The following is a 17,575-nucleotide window of genomic DNA, read 5'->3' on the forward strand; positions in this document are numbered from 1 at the left end:
TCAATACAGGGTTTTGACTTTCATTGAAATCCACTGATTTCGTCTTATGGAGACGTTGGGAGTCGAATCAACCACTCCTAGAAACGCTGAAACACCAGTGTTTCCAAGGGTTTATTGCTGTTTTTTAAAACGTTTGAATACGCTTTTGCTACATTTAATAAAAAGAACAGATTGCGGGGGCAATGTATTTGATAATACACACCTAGAACATATACTTGAATTTTAAAAATATTATAGTTGTTTAAGCTTATTAATCTCATATTCTAGCAATGAAGAAGCATTGTCCTCTTTGATATTCTTAACAAATTCAATTAATTCCTGATTCATCAAATTTTCAGGAATAATATGAATAATTTTACTTATTACCGATGAAGGTACTCCCATATCAATTAATAAAGAGAATCTTTCTGCCACTCCCTCATTTTCTAAATATGATGCAAAAAATGAGTAGTCTCCAGCTATATTAAATCCTTCTTTCTGACAGACTATCTTCTGTAGTGAGTCAACCACACTTAGCCATTTTGGGACTTTATATGAAATCCAATGTCTTTTTTCTCGGAAAACATTTTCAATTGCGGTATCTAAAATTCTCTGTTCATCCCATTTTAAATGTCGTCCCTCTAGATAGTTTTTCTCTTCCATTATTAATGTGTAAATCTCTTTAGTATTATGCTTCCAAATAGTTACAGGCAACTTATTTAAAGTCATTGGTCTAGTTGTTTCAGTCGGCTTTAGAAGATGCTCCCAGGCTAATTGAATTACAAACTGGAGCTGATATTTATTTGGGAAATTACCCCATATAACTAAACTTGGATTAGTACTTAGTTGAACTTTTAATTCCCTAATAATCTCCTTTTGACCTACAACTGAAACTGCATTCTTTTTTATTACCTTTAAAAAATCATCATCGTAGTCATTTAACTCATAGTACTTGTCTATGTGTTGCGCATGAACTTCTTCTCTGTCTAAATTAATTAATATTTCGTCATTAATAATTTTCTGATCATGAAAAGGTATATCTAAATCAAAGTCTTCTCGTTTTGGAATACTATCAAATATGTAAACCCTGCCTGTATAATGTTTCAACATCCTTCCGGCTCTACCTTTAATGTTGGAGAAATCAAAAAAATCCAAACTATTTGGACCTTTTTTATTATCAAAAATAAATACGTTTTTTGCAGAGGTATTTACTCCTTCTATTATTGTGGAAGTACAAAATAAAACTTCTAGTTTACCTTCATTGAAATACTCAATCATAGAGTGTACTAAATGTTTAGGAATAATCCCTGTATGCACTCCAATATAGTTCTTTATTAGATCGTTGAATCCCCACTCTCTACTTAAATTCTCTTCAATCCATTCACATATCGGTAAGTATTGAGTATCTTTTAATAGACCTTCATCGCTTAAATAAGCATAATATTTATTAGCTAAAGTATAAGCTCTTTGCGGTGAAGAAACATATACAATAGATTGCTCATCACGGTTATTGGAAAGCAATTCAAATAACTTATCTTCTTTTTCCTTTGCTCTTTTTCTTACTCCTGTAGTTTGATATTCTACATCGACCTGCACCATTTCTGTATTCACTAAAGAGTAATTGGTCTTATAAAATTTTGCATTATATCTTTCTCGAAACCCTTCAGGTATCTGATCAATATTCGGTCCTATAAAATAAAAGATAGGATTAGATTTTAAAATTTTTCTCATAGCGATATTCAATACATCGGATCGTTCATCATCTCTTAGGGAACTTAATTTATAAAACTCATCTAGAATACAGTAATTTATATTTGGAAGACCTTCAAATTCTAAGACCCTTTCAGCAGTTAAAATAAAAATATTTTTCAAACCTAATATCTGTGAGGTATTAACAATTATATTATACTTACCGCTAAATTTTTTTAAACTTATTCTTGTTTCATTAATTAAAGCCAATGTTGGTTGTACTATAAGAATATTATCATACTTGTCTAGCGCTATTATTTCCTGAATCAATAAGCTTTTACCAAAACTAGTAGGAGCACTTACTATTAAATTTTGCTCATCTTCTATTAAACCCGCCAAAACTTTTTGTTCTTTATGAAAAGTTATATTATCCAGGTTATTGGAAGAATGATATGAAGTTCTAATCTCGGATGTAGTATCTAACTGATTTGATGATTCGACCAAATTAAGTAGATATGGATAGAACCCGGAACTTTCTATTAAGTCCATCCAAAGTTCTCTAGTGGATGGATCTACATTCTCCCAAATATCTAACACTTTTATAATAATTTTGTTAGCCTCTTCTTCGTTAATTAAATGTTGTTGGGATACATATTTAGCTAATGAAAAACTTTTGTCAAAATCTAATGTGTTTATTTGTAAAATTTCCTCCCAATTCCAATCCATCTATTCTTACCCCCCTAACGCCTGAAGCATCTTTAATTTATTATGAAGTGTAGAAATCAACTTTTTCTTACTTTCTAATGGAACTAATATTATCACAATGTTCAAATGTTTATTCCATGGGTGTTTTGATTTTTTAGAAATGAACCGGTCATTTAACTTCTTTATTTCTTCAATATAATCTTTTTCAAACTCTGCTGTATTGCTATAATTAGAAAAAACATTTGTTTCGTAGGCACAAAACATCGGAACAATTATTTTATCAAGTTTTTCCGATAGTTTTGAATAGGTATTCAATAAATCAATCCAATAATTAGGATTTGCGCCTGATTTCTCTAAAGTCTTCTCTGTATCTTTTATTCTCTTTGAAATAATAGTGAACTCTTTGTCAAAGTAATCACTATTAAAATGCTCAAATAAATCTTCAATTAAAGCATCTACCCCCCTAGTACCATCAGTATATAGTTTAGATTCTCCCAACCAAAGAGTATTAGTATCAGTGTTGACATGAACAGAGTCAAACCCGTGCACTGCATGTCCATAAGAATCTTTAAAATAGATTTTTGCTACTAAGGGTAATGTATTAAAAAAATACTTTAAAATAAAATGAAGTATTAACTCACCAAATTCTCCTCTTTTTAAATACTTGTCCTCTAAGTCATCTTCAAAACACCCATCATTTAAATATGTTTGTGCGGCTTTTTCATAAGCGTCTATTTTATAAACGGAATTTGCAGCTTCAATTAGAACCCGAACTATATCCTCTTGAGCCACCATTGTCCCTTGATGATATCCTAAAGCAAAACTAGGAATTTCTTCCGTCAATAAACTAGTAAATTGTTTAACCATCTGAGTTAAACTTCCATCATCATCTAAATCAAAGTCTATAAAATAGGAATGTAAATTAGCTTCATTAATTTTACAAGATAATATTTTTCTAACCTCTACAGCTCTAGTCAATTAATTACTCCTTTTTTTGTAAGACATATCTATTTAATTGATAATTTATACTTTGATAATATGTGTATCTATATTACCATAAATAAAAAACTTTAACTCTTCATCTCTAAAATGGAAAAATTAAAACTTTACGTTTAATAAAACAACTCACTAGCGTCGCATTAAAATAACAAGAAATAGCATTGATTCCGAATACTCTTTACTTACTCTTTTCCATAAAAAAATCCTTTATAATGGGTTGGTGGCAGTAATCCATCCAAATCCAAAATAAAGGACTCACTCATGGATCATGATTACACGAAAAACTGCATTTGCGCAATGGGCAGCACCGATTTCCAATGAATTATTCGTGGAACAGGTGCAGTTACATTGCCTCGATCACTATACAAAGAAGCTGCATATGGCTTCGTTTATGAACTTACTCTTGTACGCACAGCTCCATGAAACGGAAAGTTTACGTGCTGTCAGTGACAGCGTCTTTTCCGAAGAACTACAGGAAGCCACGAACTTGAATTCCATTAGCTTCTCGCAGCTGGGCAGGCGTCTTCGACAAGTGCCGACGGAATTCTTCCAGGCTATTTTTCTTGATCTGGTGACCCAGATCCATGAAGCAACGGATTTTCAGACGCGACGCAAACGGACAACTCCACTAAAAATCATTGATTCCAGCACATTGCCCTTGAATTTGAACAACCATCGCTGGGCAGAATTCCGAAAAACGAAGTCCGGTATCAAGCTTCATCTGCGGCTGGTGTTCTTGGAAAATGGTTGTTCCTATCCTGACCAAGCGGTTTTGACAAACGCCAAGGAACACGATCGTGGCCAGCTGGAAGTACTGGTCGATGACAAGGAATGCCTGTATGTGTTCGACCGCGGCTATTTAGATTATGAACGGTTTGACCTGATGACAGATGAAGGATATTTCTTCGTCTCTCGTCTGCGGAAAAACGCAGTTGTACGGACACTTGAACACTTCAATCTGCCGGAAGACACCGTTGTATTATCGGACGAAATGGTTGTGATCGGCACGACACAAAACCGTTCGGAGAATGTATTCCGGCTTTTGAAAGTGCTCGATTCTAAAGGCAACCAACTGAATCTGGTCACGAACCGTTTCGATTTATCTGCAGACGAAATCGCAGAACTGTACAAGTCTCGCTGGGCCATTGAACTATTTTTCAAATGGATGAAACAACATTTGAACATCAAGAAATTCTACGCACAGAGTCAGCAAGGTGTACACAACCAGGTGCATCTGGCGATGATCGTCTACTGCTTGAATGTTTTGGCACAGTTACGGACAAAAAGTAAGCGAACGTACTTGCAGATTAGCCGCTATCTAAAGGCATCTTTATGGAAGTCTGCGCGTATTTGGATCCGAAAGATTGAAGGTAAAAGCGTGCCGTAACGCGGACAATCCGTTTTTGTCACAGTAGCCAAAAGGTATAGTGAAAAAATGGATGTTGACTGTCTCTGTTCAGCTGTCTTCGTTTTTTTCCTTGTGGTCAGAAAAGTGTAGACGGAATATTTTGAATCTATTTATGCGACGCTAGTGAAAACAACTATAATTATCTTTCATACATAAACTCCCAACTTAAGATTACTAGAGCAAATCTTAACGCCCCAACAACCTCTCCCTCAACCCCTCATCACTAGCATACAAGTAAAGCCCCTTAATCCCCCGCTTCATCAGCACATTAATCGAATTTAAAACAATCTTCTCTTTCGCCGCCTCCACATGATCAATACCGTCCGCCCCCGTATAAGCTCCTTTATCCATATACTTACCTGTATCGATCACAATCTCATCTTTCACTGAATCATATTGCACGGAAGGGCCGAGGACGACACCGACATAGTTCAGATCAAAGCCTTGGACGGTATAAATAGATCCCGCTTCACTGATGGTATCCGGCTTTTCCGCCCAGGTGTATTTGATGCTTGTTGTATTCCAGGGCATCTGGTATTCACCGTTGGATTCTTTTACATAGTAGGTTTGGCCATCTTTTTTGTGCAGGAAATCGAATGTTGAAACTACACGACTTAAACCGAATTCAGTGTTTTTATCCATGATGGCTTCGTGCATTTCTTCAAGTGTTTCAAACACTTTCAAATCATATCCTTCATCTATAGGTAGCGGGGTCAGCTTCTTGCGTTTAAAGTTGTTGATCCAGTCGATCACGTCATCATTTGCCTGCATTCGGAATTGATTGGTCAACTGGTATTCTTCGTGATAGGCGCTTGTCTGCTTCAGTGTTTCTAGCGACTCTGCCCCCCATAGGCTCTTCAGTTTCAAGACTTGATCCTGGTCATAGATGATGACAACGATTTTTGCAAGTTTGAGTAATTCCTCCAGCTGATTCTCACCGTAAAAGTTGTTGTATGTATCTGATTTGGTGAGAAGCAGATGGGCTTCATCGACAAAGACGATGTCTGCCTTCTTGTTCTCTTTCTGCAACCGGTTGATCAATGGCGTGGGCTTGGCAAAGTTTTTCGCTTTTAAGTGCTTCACCTGTTTGGCAATGCCTTTGTAGGTCTTGAACATTTCTTCGTGATTCACGACCAAGTAGTTTTCAGTTCCGGAAAAGTGTGAGGACGACTCCGTTGCAAGTTCTTGAATTGTATTGAAGATCGAACTCAACACGACACTTTTCCCTACGCCCGCTTCTCCTTCCACAACTAGCAAACTGCCGTATTCACCTAATTCCGTCCCAATCTGCCTTTTACAAAACTCTAGCACCTTATCCTTTAAATCTATTTGCTCAAGCGTTAATTCCTTAAATGGTGACAGCTTGAAAATATCCTTATTTTCAATCACATGAAGCTCATTATCGACCAAATGTTGTTCATGCAGCTTCTGCCAAAGTTCTTCAAAAAGTTCCTGGTCATAGAACGGCTTATTGTAGTAGTTATGCGTAAAATCACTAGCTGTTTTACTTTTATTCTGCAATGTGTATTTTTCATCGCCTAAAAAGTAGTTGATCAGTTTCGTTTCCAAATGAAATGTCGCAGAGCGATTGAATTGCTCGTGCTTGATTAAGTTCACTTCATTCATATTCTTTCGGCTCTTCAAATGCGCTTGCATGCGTTTCTTAAAATAAACCGTCTCGCCTATGTACGCTTCTTTCTTCCCATTCAAAATATAAATGACAGGATAGTTTAAAAAATCCTGTTTATTGTTGATCTGATTCATGGCGCTCTGTTGGAAAGGCCAAGTCAGTATTTCAATTGCCGACATTTTCCCACCTTCTTCTGTTGCTTTGGTTACAATTATAACAATGATTGGTAAATAAAACAGCCTAATAGTCATAACTTTCATTAAGATGATACTAGTTTGCCACAAACTATTTAAAATTGTTTTAGATGTACCTCATTCTAGGAACTCACCTCTACTTTCAAGTAACTCAGTCTAGAAACACAAAAAAACCCTTCAACAAATTAATGCCAGAAGGTTCATCTACTGCTATTCTAAAAAATATAAGCCAGTTTTAACAACTGGCACAACCCAATATTCGGAATTCAATCACGCACAGGTATCAGGATATTATCTAAACCCTTACCGTATATATTTCCAAACATCTTCGACATCTTCATAACGGAAAATATTAGACAACAACAGCCCCAATGCAATCGAGTCCGCCTTCATAATTGCTTCTTTAATATCCATCGGTAATTTGCCAAATCTCTCGGTTAATTGATTAGCCGCAACTTCCGCCAGCGCTTCCTCTTTACCGATTTTTATACCTTTTTCGATTCCCTTTTCGATTCCCTTTTGCAATCCTTCTTCTCTCCACTGATCTGCCAACGTCATAGCTAACTCACTTCCTTCTGGAAAATGGTTACTATCGGTTTCAGGTACCAGGTCTCCATACAAATATATTTCATCATCTTCTAATATCCGATCAATAATCCGTTTGATCTCCTTTATACATATATCTTCTTGATCATTTTTGGAGTAGATGGTCAAAGGGTAAATCTCTGAGTCGGAAGTGACTAAATACCATATCACTCGAAAGCCGCCACTCTTTCCTTTGTTGGCATTTGGATTACTCTATCTAGTTTTATATACGACATTTCCTTTGAGCCCGGGAATTCGATCACCATAGAACTTTCCTTCTTCTAATTCAACAAAAAGGGATTCGACCAAATCAATTACAACAGGATGCTTCCTTGCAATTTTTAAAAGATCTTTTTCGAACGCTTTGACATCAAGTACTTTATATCCCATTATTCCCCTTCTTTTAAGTTCTCTCTCACTCGATTCATCATATCTTTATATGAACGCTTGGGTAACTTTCCCTTTCTAATTTGCTCAACTTCATTTATAGATTCTGACAGTGTTTTTATATGATCCATTTGGTTGTCTTTTATCATCGCCATTTCTTTTTCCTCCTTGTCATCCACACATACCACACCCTTTCAGATTATGTATATGTGTAAGTATGTTTTATCCGTCACTATTTAAACATCATTTCAATTTAATGGTTTTGAAAAAAGGAATATCACACAAGAGTTTCCTCTCATAACAATATCCCTTACTTCCTGCTATTTCACCTGTAATCTCATATGGAGACGGCGGGGCTTTAACCCGTTGTCGAGAAACGCTATTATATCAAGGGTTTATAGCCATTCAAACTATTTTGACCATACTTTTGACCATAAACGGTAATTTACGGGGACAAATCTCAATAATACTAATTTTCTTCCTTGTATTATAATAATAGAAATAAATACAAAGGATTGGATAAGCATGATACACAAACGATTAGTCTATTATAAAATTATAAGTATGCTAAACGAAGAATACTACCCATATTATTTAAATAAGTCCGATGCCCTTACTTTACCACCTTTTGAATCAATCGTTTCCGATATAATTAATTCATGCATAGAAATTAATGCAAATGTAATCGATGTACAGAAATTAAAGAAAAACTATTATAGGCAGGAGCTAAAAGAACTCTGGGTAAGCAATGAGTTAAAGGATACACGTGATACTAAAGATAGCTTTTATTATGAAATAAACCGCAAAGCAAAAGCCATTTTTAATTTACCGCGCATTAATTCAAACATACTTGTCGATTTATATAGCACGGAAGATTACCGAACATTATTAACAGCAGAAATTGACAAATTATATAACTGGCAGAATGATATTAATTCGCTATTCATTCGCTACCCGTTCATAAATTCATTATCTTCTCAAAATTATATAGATGCTATTAAGAACGATATAGAGTTTCTAAGTTTGAATTTTATAGCTTCGAACAAAACTCTTCACTTGATACCAGACGACGTTATCGACCATTTTGATCAGGGGAATTTCAATGAAATAATCGCACTTTTTTACACAGATGTCTGTTTAGTTAATTACGACGAAAAAATACGTTTAGAAAATTTCACTTATAACGAAGACACATTTGATTTAAATCTATTTTTAGAATTCTTTGATGAAACGGATAGAATAATTATTGGGTACCTACTTGATGTTCAAGGTGTTAGCGACGGCTTAACGCATACCATTTCGCTAAAATCTATTATTCGCCATTTAGATAAAGTACCTGATAAAATGGGCTACTTAAACATAATTAAAAGATTAGTAAACCTTAAGAATTTTTATATTAAAAATACAACACCCAAATATAAATACGCTTCACCATTTGAGATATTCTACTGTCTTAAGTTTAATTTAGTAGAAAATAAAGACCCTGTTATTGAATCAACTTCTGTAACTTATGCGATGAATCCATATTTTTTAAAGCATATTATATAATAAAATAGAATATTTTAAAGGCATTTGTCTATAATATAGCATCAAATTTTAAAGGAGATGCAAATATGAATAAAGACAAATTCCTTGCTCTTGATTGCAAACAGCGCGTTGAATTCGTGAATGATTTATTAATAAATAAAGGCTATGATTTACACCAAGTTGCAGATTTTATGTCTGTTAACTACTCTACTTTTACGAAAATTATGCAAGAGGGTGACTACGTTTATATCAAACGCGAAAATCAATACTACAAATTTGTGCGCGATGAAAATATTATTTCACCGATTGACAATTCTGCGGACGACTTAACAGCATTTCTCACTGAAAATATAGACGTCCTTAAAAAGATTATTGAGAAGCACAAAGTCAATGATGACTTCACAATTGATAAGAAAATATTCGCTTCTAAACTTTCAACTAAGACGTTCCGTATGCCAGAGGAATTATATCAGCAATTTGTCCTTACTTGCGAAAAAGAATTCCCGCATTTGAAAATACAAGACATTATTGCTCAACTACTCTTAGACTTTAGTGACAAATACAAATAACCGCTGTTATTCCTTTTGGAGTAACGGCGGTTATTTTTAGAGCATTCTTTAGCTTTAGTTATTCACTCTTAATAAATTTTCTGCGTCTTAAGAAATTTCTCAATATTACCTAATAGATCATAATTAAGTGTGAAGAATAGGTCCTTCTCATTTTGATAAACGTCATTTAGATAGCTTGTAAGTTCATCCATTAAAGTATTTTCATCCATAAAGATATTCCCTTTATGACCATCAAAACTTTTAATGAAAAAATGACCTTCTTCGCATCTGAATAAAAGATGAATGTTGCCTTGTGAACGGTATTCATACTTTGTTTTTATTGCAATAGAATACTTACTATTAATCATAAACTCAACTGCTTGGTTTTCATCATTATCAATAACCTCAATTGTTCCGATTAGATGCGCATAGTCATGATCACACACCGAACAATATAAAATATTATTCATTTATAATTCCCCCTTAATACAATTTTATAATATACACGCTTCTTACTTAACCACTTCACTGTTAATTTGAGAAATTGAATCCGCGCCATCAAACAGAAAGTTACCTTTTTCAATGCTTAATTTTGTTCTATCAGACTTCAAATTTAATACCTTATTTACAAAATTAACAAATTCAATTCTGTCTACTTCATCAGCTTTAAAGTCTACTATTACAAATCGATTTAAAGGACGGCACTTAGCACCTGTACTTCTTGATAATTTTAATCTCTCAATAATCGCTTCATTAATATGTTCGTCCCTAAAGCTATATCCAATTATATATAGTTCGTCACAAATATTATCTGGATCCATCATCTTCTCTTTAAACTCATTATAATAGTAGTTAAATGGCGACATCTGAATTTTCGCACTTTTATACCCCCCCGTAATAATAGAAGGAAAATATTTAGACGTATCTAACTTTCTGTAAAAATCCTTTAACCGAATGTCTTCTGTTTTTAACTTAAATACCCTACCGTCTTCTAACCGCTTAAACGATGATAATGAGCCATGTAAATGATGTAATCTAACCTTTCTACAACCAAAATCAATTAAATTTTCTTGAGGACTGAAATTAAACTTTTCTGCGCTATCTAAATATCCTCTACGCACATGAAAATCTGTAATTCTATCTGTGCCGACAACCCTTAATAAAATAGTTTCAAGCAGCAAGTCAAAATTTAATGTAAAAAAGTCGACCTGATGCTCTTCACCAACTTGTGTGAGTACCCAATCAATAAATCCTGATAGTTTCTCTCCAATTTGTTCCCAATGAACATTGCCGTCAATTATTTCTACAATCGATGCAGAGTAAGATAAGATAATCTGTTTAATAACATCTAAATGACTTCTTAATTCTTCAACACTTAAGTTTTCAGATTTAAGGTATATTTTTCCTTCATCCGTATTTTCTAAAAACTCTACATAACTATTTAACGAATCATGAATTTGTTCAATGCTGGCAATAGCTTCTTCAAAATCCAATTGAATATATTGCCCTCTTTGAATTCTATCCATATGATGTTCAATGAATTTTTTATGTTCAATAGGCAGATTGTTATAAAAAGTTTGTGTGATATTTTGTAACGAAAACGCGCCGTTCAAACCTATCGATAAACCGTTCCCAGTAAGAATTACTTTTTTCATTAGACCAACTCCAGATTTAGATTTCAAATGCATAATCTTTGTATAAAAAAAGACAGCTCTAATAAACCTTAGAAACTGTCTTTCGTACTTATTCTGGATGTCTGTTCATGATGTTATAAGTCGCGCACAATTTCTTCATCCAATATCTTTTTGCGCTTTTCCCAGTCTGGCATTAGCGCAAATAACATATTGTAAAAGTTTTCACTATGGTTGTTGTACTTAAAGTGTATAAGTTCGTGTAGTATGACATAATCAATGCAGTATTTTGGCGCTTTAATAAGCTCCGTATTAATGAGAATCGTATTGTTATTAATTTGTGCGGAACCCCAGCGAGCTTTCATGACGCGGATTTCGAGTTCGGGTTTCCCAACACCGTACTTCCCCATTAATGCGAACATCTTATTTAGCGATTCTTCAAATACTTTGTATGCCTTTTCATTGTACCATGCATCTACAAGTTTCGCCTTTTTAGAACGGTCTGATGGATTTTGTACGTGTACATATATAAAACCTCTGAAATATTTGACGCCTTCATCTGCTGATTGCTCTACGCGCAGGCGGTATTGTTTACCTAAGTATTTGAATGACTCACCACTTACATACTCGCGTTCGCTTTGTTTAAGCGGGAGCACTTCTTCAAACTGCTTTACGTTTTTTAAAATCCATAAACCTTTGCTTTTCACAAAGTCATATATAAAATTTAATGGTACTTTCTCATTAGCCGATACTTTAATACTCATGTCAGGCTTAATGTTTAAATTGACGTTTTTGACGTCTTTTCTTTCAATCCAAAAATCAATAGGCTGATTGCCGAAATGAATTTGGTGTTTTTCCATATTGCTCACTACCTTAATAACGCTTGATGGCTACTGTTTTTACTTGTTCGATTACTTTATCGATTGTGTCGAAGTCTAATGTTGCATTGTTTTCATTCGAGAAATCAAACAATAAATCATCAATGTCCTGCGCAATACGATTGTGTATTTGCGTGTTGTTATGCCAATCTACTTTTTGGTGTTGTTTAATAATCGCATCCATCTTTAATGCTAAATTGGCAAAGTCTTCATCACCATATGATACTTGTTCATCCTTAATCGTTAAGAGATCTTTTGTCACGCCGTAAAAGGCTTGTGCGTGGCCGTTATCTTTGATGATTGCTGGATAATCTTCTTTCGGTTCGCCTTGACGGAATTCATTTAACAATTCATTCATTGAGTTTAAATAATCCGCCTCCGAAATGCGTTTTTCTTTATACTGATCTATTACTTCCTGAATGCGTTCTGAGAACTTCTTGTAATAGGCAGGATTTTCATCCCACTTAGCGCTGACACTTTTCGTTAAACGTGTACGAATTGCGTCAGCCTTTGCACGCTTTGAGCCAAGACGTTCAAGCTCTTCCTTGAATCCTTTTTCATTCAAAATATCGACTGGATTTGTAATACGAATAATATCTTCAGCTGAAATATATTGGTCCATCAGCTTTTGCATTTTCGCTTCATATTCCTTGTGATCAATCGAGTCTGAATAGCGTAATTTCACAGCCTTGCGTAGCTCTTGGAAGAACTTTAAGTCTTTCTTGTACTTAGAAAGCTCTTCTTCCTGTAAAGCATTATATATACGCTCAGATTCTAAAGCAATTGCAAGGTTGCGTGCGAATTTACTCAAAATATTATAGAAGTCATTGCGTAGTTCTTCATCTTCTAACAGTACCTCATATTCTTCTACGTCCGATTTATTTCGAATCGGTGCAAAGATGTCCCACAGTTGTGAATGATATTGACGAAGGTCACCAATAATTGTGATGACGTCATAAATCGCACCTTGAATGTCTTCTGGATCGAAGTTTTCTAATCCAGCACCTGAATACATTTGTAATGCTTCATCTAACTTTTCAAGTAAGCCCCGATAGTCGATGATAAGACCATAATCTTTGCCCTCATATAATCGATTAACGCGGGCGATTGCTTGCAGTAGTGTATGCTCCTTCATCGGTTTGTCGATGTATAGCAATGATGCTCGTGGCGCGTCAAAACCTGTTAACAGCTTATCTACGACAATTAATATATCAATTTCATCATCACCGTTTATGAATTCGTCTTTAATTGTGTCTTCATAAGCTTCTGGTGTGCCGTAGCGGTCCATCATCTTCTTCCAAAAACGCTGAATTAAATCTTGAGAGTCTTCGTCAATCGAATCATGCCCCTCACGTTGATCTGGCGGAGAAATAACGACAGCGCAATTCAAATCGCCAAACTCCTCGAAGAAATTTAAATAACGAATTGCTTCCATCTTGCTATTTGTCGCAAGCATCGCCTTAAACTGCGATCCTTGTGTTTTATAGTTGCGATAGAAATACTCGTTTATGTCAAAGGCGATCATGCTAATTCGTTGATCTGAAGATGCAATACGCTCAAAGTGCGCCCACTTTTTCATTACTTCTTCTTTTTGAGTATCATTTAAATGACGCGTAATCATATTTAGGCGGTTATCAATAGCTGTTTTGTTAACCGTTTGATCGACCATCTTTCCTTCATATAGTAGTGGAACGATAGCTTTGTCATTAACCGCGTCAGCAATTGTATATTTATGAATAAGCTTACCGAACTTAATCATCGTACTCTTTTCTTTTTTCATTAAAGGCGTACCTGTAAAGCCAAGATATGATGCATTCGGGAATACCTTTTTCATTTTATTATGAAGCTCGCCATACTGTGTACGATGCGATTCATCTACAAGTACGAATATGTCACGTGAATCGTTTAGTTGTTGTTTCGCCTGAGCTGTGTCGAATTTATGCACTAAAGTTGTGACGATGTCGGTGTTGCCGTCATTTAACAATGCAATTAAATGATTGCCTGAATTTGCACGGCTTGCTTTTAAGCGCGTATGGTTAAATGTTTTATGAATTTGCTTATCCAGTTCTACACGATCGGTTACAACAACTACCTTTGGATTCACATCTGATAGCTCTGTCAAAATGTAACGTGCCAGCATAACCATTGTTAGTGATTTCCCAGACCCTTGTGTATGCCAGATAACGCCTGATTGACGGTTACCTTTTTCATCACGCTGTTCAATAGTTTGCAATATTTGTTTGATTGCAAAGTATTGTTGGTATCTCGTTACCTTCTTAACATCTTTGTCAAATAGCGTGAAGAATGCCGTTAGCTCTAATAACCGCTCTGGATGGAACAAGGAAATAATATTTTTGTCCTGTGTCGTTGGTAAGCGATCTGTTACAGCATTTTGCAACAACTGCTCTAACCACTGTTGTTCTTCCTCTTTCCAAACAGACCAGAATTTCTTCGGCGTAGCGCACGTGGCGTACTGCGTTTCATTTTTGTTTGTCGCCATCACAATTTGAACAAACTTAAACAACTGTGGGATATATTCATTTTTTTGGTTACGAATCATTTGGCTAATGCCTTGGTTCATAGAAATCGACGCTTTTTTACATTCAATCACTGCAAAAGGAATACCGTTTACAAATAGGACGATGTCTGGACGCACAAGTTTGCCGTCCGCGCGCTCCACAGAAAATTCTTTTACGACATGAAAGACATTGTTTTCGATATTGTCCCAGTCTATAAACTGTATAGTAAATGATTTCTTTGAGCCATCTGGAAGAAACTCGGTATAGCTTCTTCCTAACATAATTGTTTCATAAATTGCTTCATTCGCCTTTACAAGCCCATTCGTTAACGGCTCGTCTAAATCGCGAATGGCTTGCTGAATATTGTTTTCACTGAAGGCGTAATAATCATTTTTATATTCATAGCGATTTATTTTGCGTAGCTGGTCTTCCAGCACATCGCGCAGTAATACGTTATAAAGATTCCCGCGCATTTGTTCCGCTTGTTCAGTCGGGATGTAGGTATATCCAAGACGTTGTAAAACCTCGAGTGCAGGTTTTTGACTTATCGTCATTTCATCATAAAGTTGCCCAGTGGACACATCGCCACCTCCAATCTATAAATGAAGGAAAGGAGCGAGGGAGTTACACCTTCACTCTGATTTTTCCTGTAAGGAGTTGTTGCATGAGTGATTTTTTCTGATCGATTAATAAGCTTAATTCCTTTTCGAGTAAAAGAATTTCGGTTTCTTGATTCTTAATAATTCGACCGATTTGTTCTTGCTCTTCCATAGGTGGTAAATCAATTAACATTTTAGTAAGCATTTCTCTACGAACTGAATCTACTGACGTTTTTGCATTAAACTTTTTGATTTGCTTCATAAAGTTTTGACTAATATAACAGTATAAAAAGTAACCATCGACATTTTTAAAATCGCTTAATTTATATACCCGTTGGTGAAAATCAAATTTACCATTAATATAGTGAAATACTTTCCCAACACCTACACCGTCACCTGCTGTTAAGATAGCCTCTCCATCATAAGAAAAGGTGTTAATTCTTTCCACATTCTGCGATCTAACAAAAAATGGATATATTCCATCATCTACTTTATTTTGTGTATCTTTATTACCTGTGGAAATCTTACAAATATCCCCTAAATACACTTTCTTCCATTTAGTTATATATCCTGGAAATCTAACACGCCCTGAAAGTAAATTTTGCATTAAACCCTTTTTGTGTTCTTTTTTCTGTCTAATTAACTGTTTTTTCAATTCAATTGTCTTATCCCAAACTGACAAGATAGAACCGATTTTCTCCTGTTCTTTTTTATCAGGAAGTACAATCTTTAAATTTTGGAGATTAGGTTTACTTAGTCCATATACAGAAGTACCAGTAGCTAATATCATTAATTGCTTCCTAATATTCCAATCACTCAAAAAATATCTTTTATAGTTATAAGAAATAGTATCGTTAGTATCTCTTGCAACAATAGTATGCAATCCGCTAATAAATGGAATGTTTTCTGGATTAATAATAGCGACAGCCTTCCCAATTCCCTCATAATCCTCCGAGGCATCAGCAAAAACAATGTCCCCATCTTTCAATAGGTACTTCGAAGATATTTCTTCTAAAGAGATATTATATTTTGGTAAAGTATCATAATCGCGATTAACAGACATAAAATTTTCTTGAGTTTTATGAATATCACCATAATGCAAATAACAAATACCTTCGTCACATAAATTTGCTCTCGATATAGACAAACTACCTCCTAAATCGAAAACGTCACCAAATTTATACTCTTTCCAATCTCTTGGATATATTTCCTTCACTCACTTCACCTACATTTAATTTATTATTTTTCATAATCCTTATTCTCTATAAACCTATCAAAATCATTCTTCTTTGGCTCTTCCAATCTTTGCTTATGAAAGATTTCATATTGTTCAATAGCAAATTGTTCTGCTAACTTTGCTCTCACTTTACCTGAGTTCGTCAGAATATCATGTTCATTGAATTCTAAAAACGCATCCAGCTTTTGTGCCCAGTCCTTCATATACATCGGTTTCTTCTTTTTCGCCTGCGATTCAGCATAATCTAAATACATCGTCACAATACGATTTAAATCGATTAGTTCCTCTTGAGTTAAATAGTTTTTCGCAACGGTTATATCTGTTTTACGGACTTTATCACCTTTCCAGCTTGTTAGTCCCATATTTGGCTTTGTTGCGTCCGCGCGCTCTACGATTAATTCAGAGGCAGTATGTCCATGAATAGCAAAGTGTAATTTATTTTGTACTGTTGCAAAGAACTCTCTTGCAATCGTTGAATTTGGATCGTAGTCAATCGATGTAGCATAGATGTCTGTAATCTTTTGGTAGAAACGTTTTTCTGATGCTCGAATGTCGCGAATACGTTCAAGTAATTCGTCAAAATAATCTGCTCCAATGTTACGCATCTCTTTCAGACGTTCATCATCCATTGTAAAGCCTTTAACCATAAACTCATTTAAACGCTCTGTCGCCCATTGACGGAATTGTGTACCGCGATGCGAACGTACACGGTAACCAACGGCTATAATCATTTCAAGATTATAGTGCTTTGCTTGTCTTTTAACTTCACGTGCACCTTCATTTTGAACTTGTAAGTAATTCTTACAAGTTGCCTCTTCTAATAATTCACCTTCTGAGTAAACATTTTTTATATGAAACGTAATATTCTGTGTAGACGTTTGGAATAACTCAGCCATCGCTTTTTGTGTCATCCAAACAGTTTCGCCTTCTAATCGCACTTGGATTTTTGTTTCACCATTTTCAGTTTGATACATTAAAAAATTTGAGTTATTATCCATCTTCTCACCTCTACTATACTTGATGACCATTTTCCTGCCTTCAAGAAAATAGTCTCTTTCAC

At 35.1% G+C, this 17,575-nt stretch carries 15 protein-coding genes; 3 read left to right on the forward strand and 12 right to left on the reverse strand.

The window, feature by feature from the left end; genetic code table 11:
* Positions 1-231: 231 nt before the first annotated feature.
* Both GD002_RS07960 and GD002_RS07965 read right to left on the reverse strand, forming a co-directional pair.
* Positions 232-2,394: a DEAD/DEAH box helicase gene (locus GD002_RS07960; protein WP_153731823.1), complete on the reverse strand. Its 2,163-nt coding sequence runs from the start codon at positions 2,392-2,394 to the stop codon at positions 232-234.
* A 6-nt stretch (positions 2,395-2,400) separates the two neighbouring features.
* Positions 2,401-3,351 carry a HamA C-terminal domain-containing protein gene (locus tag GD002_RS07965; protein WP_153731824.1) on the reverse strand — a complete coding sequence of 317 codons (951 nt, stop codon included), beginning with the start codon at positions 3,349-3,351 and terminating at the stop codon, positions 2,401-2,403.
* Positions 3,352-3,640: 289 nt separating this feature from the next.
* On the opposite strand from GD002_RS07965, the gene GD002_RS07970 reads away from it, so the two are divergent.
* Positions 3,641-4,759, forward strand: a complete 1,119-nt coding sequence (locus tag GD002_RS07970) for an IS4 family transposase (RefSeq protein WP_153731825.1) — start codon at positions 3,641-3,643, stop codon at positions 4,757-4,759.
* Between the two features lie 207 nt (positions 4,760-4,966).
* On the opposite strand, the gene GD002_RS07975 is transcribed toward GD002_RS07970, so the two are convergent.
* The 4 genes from GD002_RS07975 to GD002_RS07990 all read right to left on the reverse strand — a co-directional run bounded on the left by GD002_RS07975 (position 4,967) and on the right by GD002_RS07990 (position 7,731).
* The gene (locus tag GD002_RS07975) at positions 4,967-6,589 is read right to left on the reverse strand and encodes a DUF2075 domain-containing protein (protein WP_194841517.1); all 1,623 of its coding nucleotides are present in this window, start codon (positions 6,587-6,589) and stop codon (positions 4,967-4,969) included.
* A gap of 318 nt (positions 6,590-6,907) precedes the next feature.
* A complete protein-coding gene (locus GD002_RS07980; protein ID WP_153731826.1) occupies positions 6,908-7,360 on the reverse strand; it encodes a hypothetical protein in 453 nt (150 codons plus the stop codon).
* 42 nt (positions 7,361-7,402) lie between these two features.
* On the reverse strand, positions 7,403-7,579 hold the full coding sequence (locus tag GD002_RS07985) for a hypothetical protein (protein WP_153731827.1): 177 nt from the start codon (positions 7,577-7,579) through the stop codon (positions 7,403-7,405).
* On the reverse strand, positions 7,579-7,731 hold the full coding sequence (locus GD002_RS07990; protein WP_153731828.1) for a hypothetical protein: 153 nt from the start codon (positions 7,729-7,731) through the stop codon (positions 7,579-7,581). Before GD002_RS07990 ends, GD002_RS07985 begins: the two co-directional genes overlap by 1 nt.
* A 370-nt stretch (positions 7,732-8,101) precedes the next feature.
* On the opposite strand from GD002_RS07990, the gene GD002_RS07995 reads away from it, so the two are divergent.
* Positions 8,102-9,124: a hypothetical protein gene (locus GD002_RS07995; protein ID WP_153731829.1), complete on the forward strand. Its 1,023-nt coding sequence runs from the start codon at positions 8,102-8,104 to the stop codon at positions 9,122-9,124.
* A gap of 65 nt (positions 9,125-9,189) precedes the next feature.
* On the forward strand, positions 9,190-9,672 hold the full coding sequence (locus GD002_RS08000) for a hypothetical protein (protein WP_153731830.1): 483 nt from the start codon (positions 9,190-9,192) through the stop codon (positions 9,670-9,672).
* 68 nt (positions 9,673-9,740) lie between these two features.
* On the opposite strand, the gene GD002_RS08005 is transcribed toward GD002_RS08000, so the two are convergent.
* The 6 genes from GD002_RS08005 to GD002_RS08030 form a co-directional block, all read right to left on the reverse strand.
* Positions 9,741-10,121, reverse strand: a complete 381-nt coding sequence (locus GD002_RS08005; protein WP_153731831.1) for a hypothetical protein — start codon at positions 10,119-10,121, stop codon at positions 9,741-9,743.
* A gap of 42 nt (positions 10,122-10,163) precedes the next feature.
* A complete protein-coding gene (locus GD002_RS08010) occupies positions 10,164-11,306 on the reverse strand; it encodes an SIR2 family protein (RefSeq protein ID WP_153731832.1) in 1,143 nt (380 codons plus the stop codon).
* Positions 11,307-11,419: 113 nt separating this feature from the next.
* Positions 11,420-12,142 (reverse strand): M48 family metallopeptidase, encoded by a 723-nt coding sequence (locus tag GD002_RS08015; protein ID WP_153731833.1) that lies wholly within the window; start codon positions 12,140-12,142, stop codon positions 11,420-11,422.
* 13 nt (positions 12,143-12,155) lie between these two features.
* Positions 12,156-15,233, reverse strand: a complete 3,078-nt coding sequence (locus GD002_RS08020; protein ID WP_408020086.1) for a type I restriction endonuclease subunit R — start codon at positions 15,231-15,233, stop codon at positions 12,156-12,158.
* A gap of 70 nt (positions 15,234-15,303) precedes the next feature.
* Positions 15,304-16,494: a restriction endonuclease subunit S gene (locus GD002_RS08025; RefSeq protein ID WP_153731835.1), complete on the reverse strand. Its 1,191-nt coding sequence runs from the start codon at positions 16,492-16,494 to the stop codon at positions 15,304-15,306.
* Between the two features lie 23 nt (positions 16,495-16,517).
* Positions 16,518-17,513, reverse strand: a complete 996-nt coding sequence (locus tag GD002_RS08030) for a virulence RhuM family protein (RefSeq protein WP_153731836.1) — start codon at positions 17,511-17,513, stop codon at positions 16,518-16,520.
* Between the last annotated feature and the right edge of the window lie 62 nt (positions 17,514-17,575).

Origin of the sequence: Sporosarcina obsidiansis, from assembly GCF_009651005.1 — a bacterium.
Classification (GTDB): domain Bacteria; phylum Bacillota; class Bacilli; order Bacillales_A; family Planococcaceae; genus Sporosarcina; species Sporosarcina obsidiansis.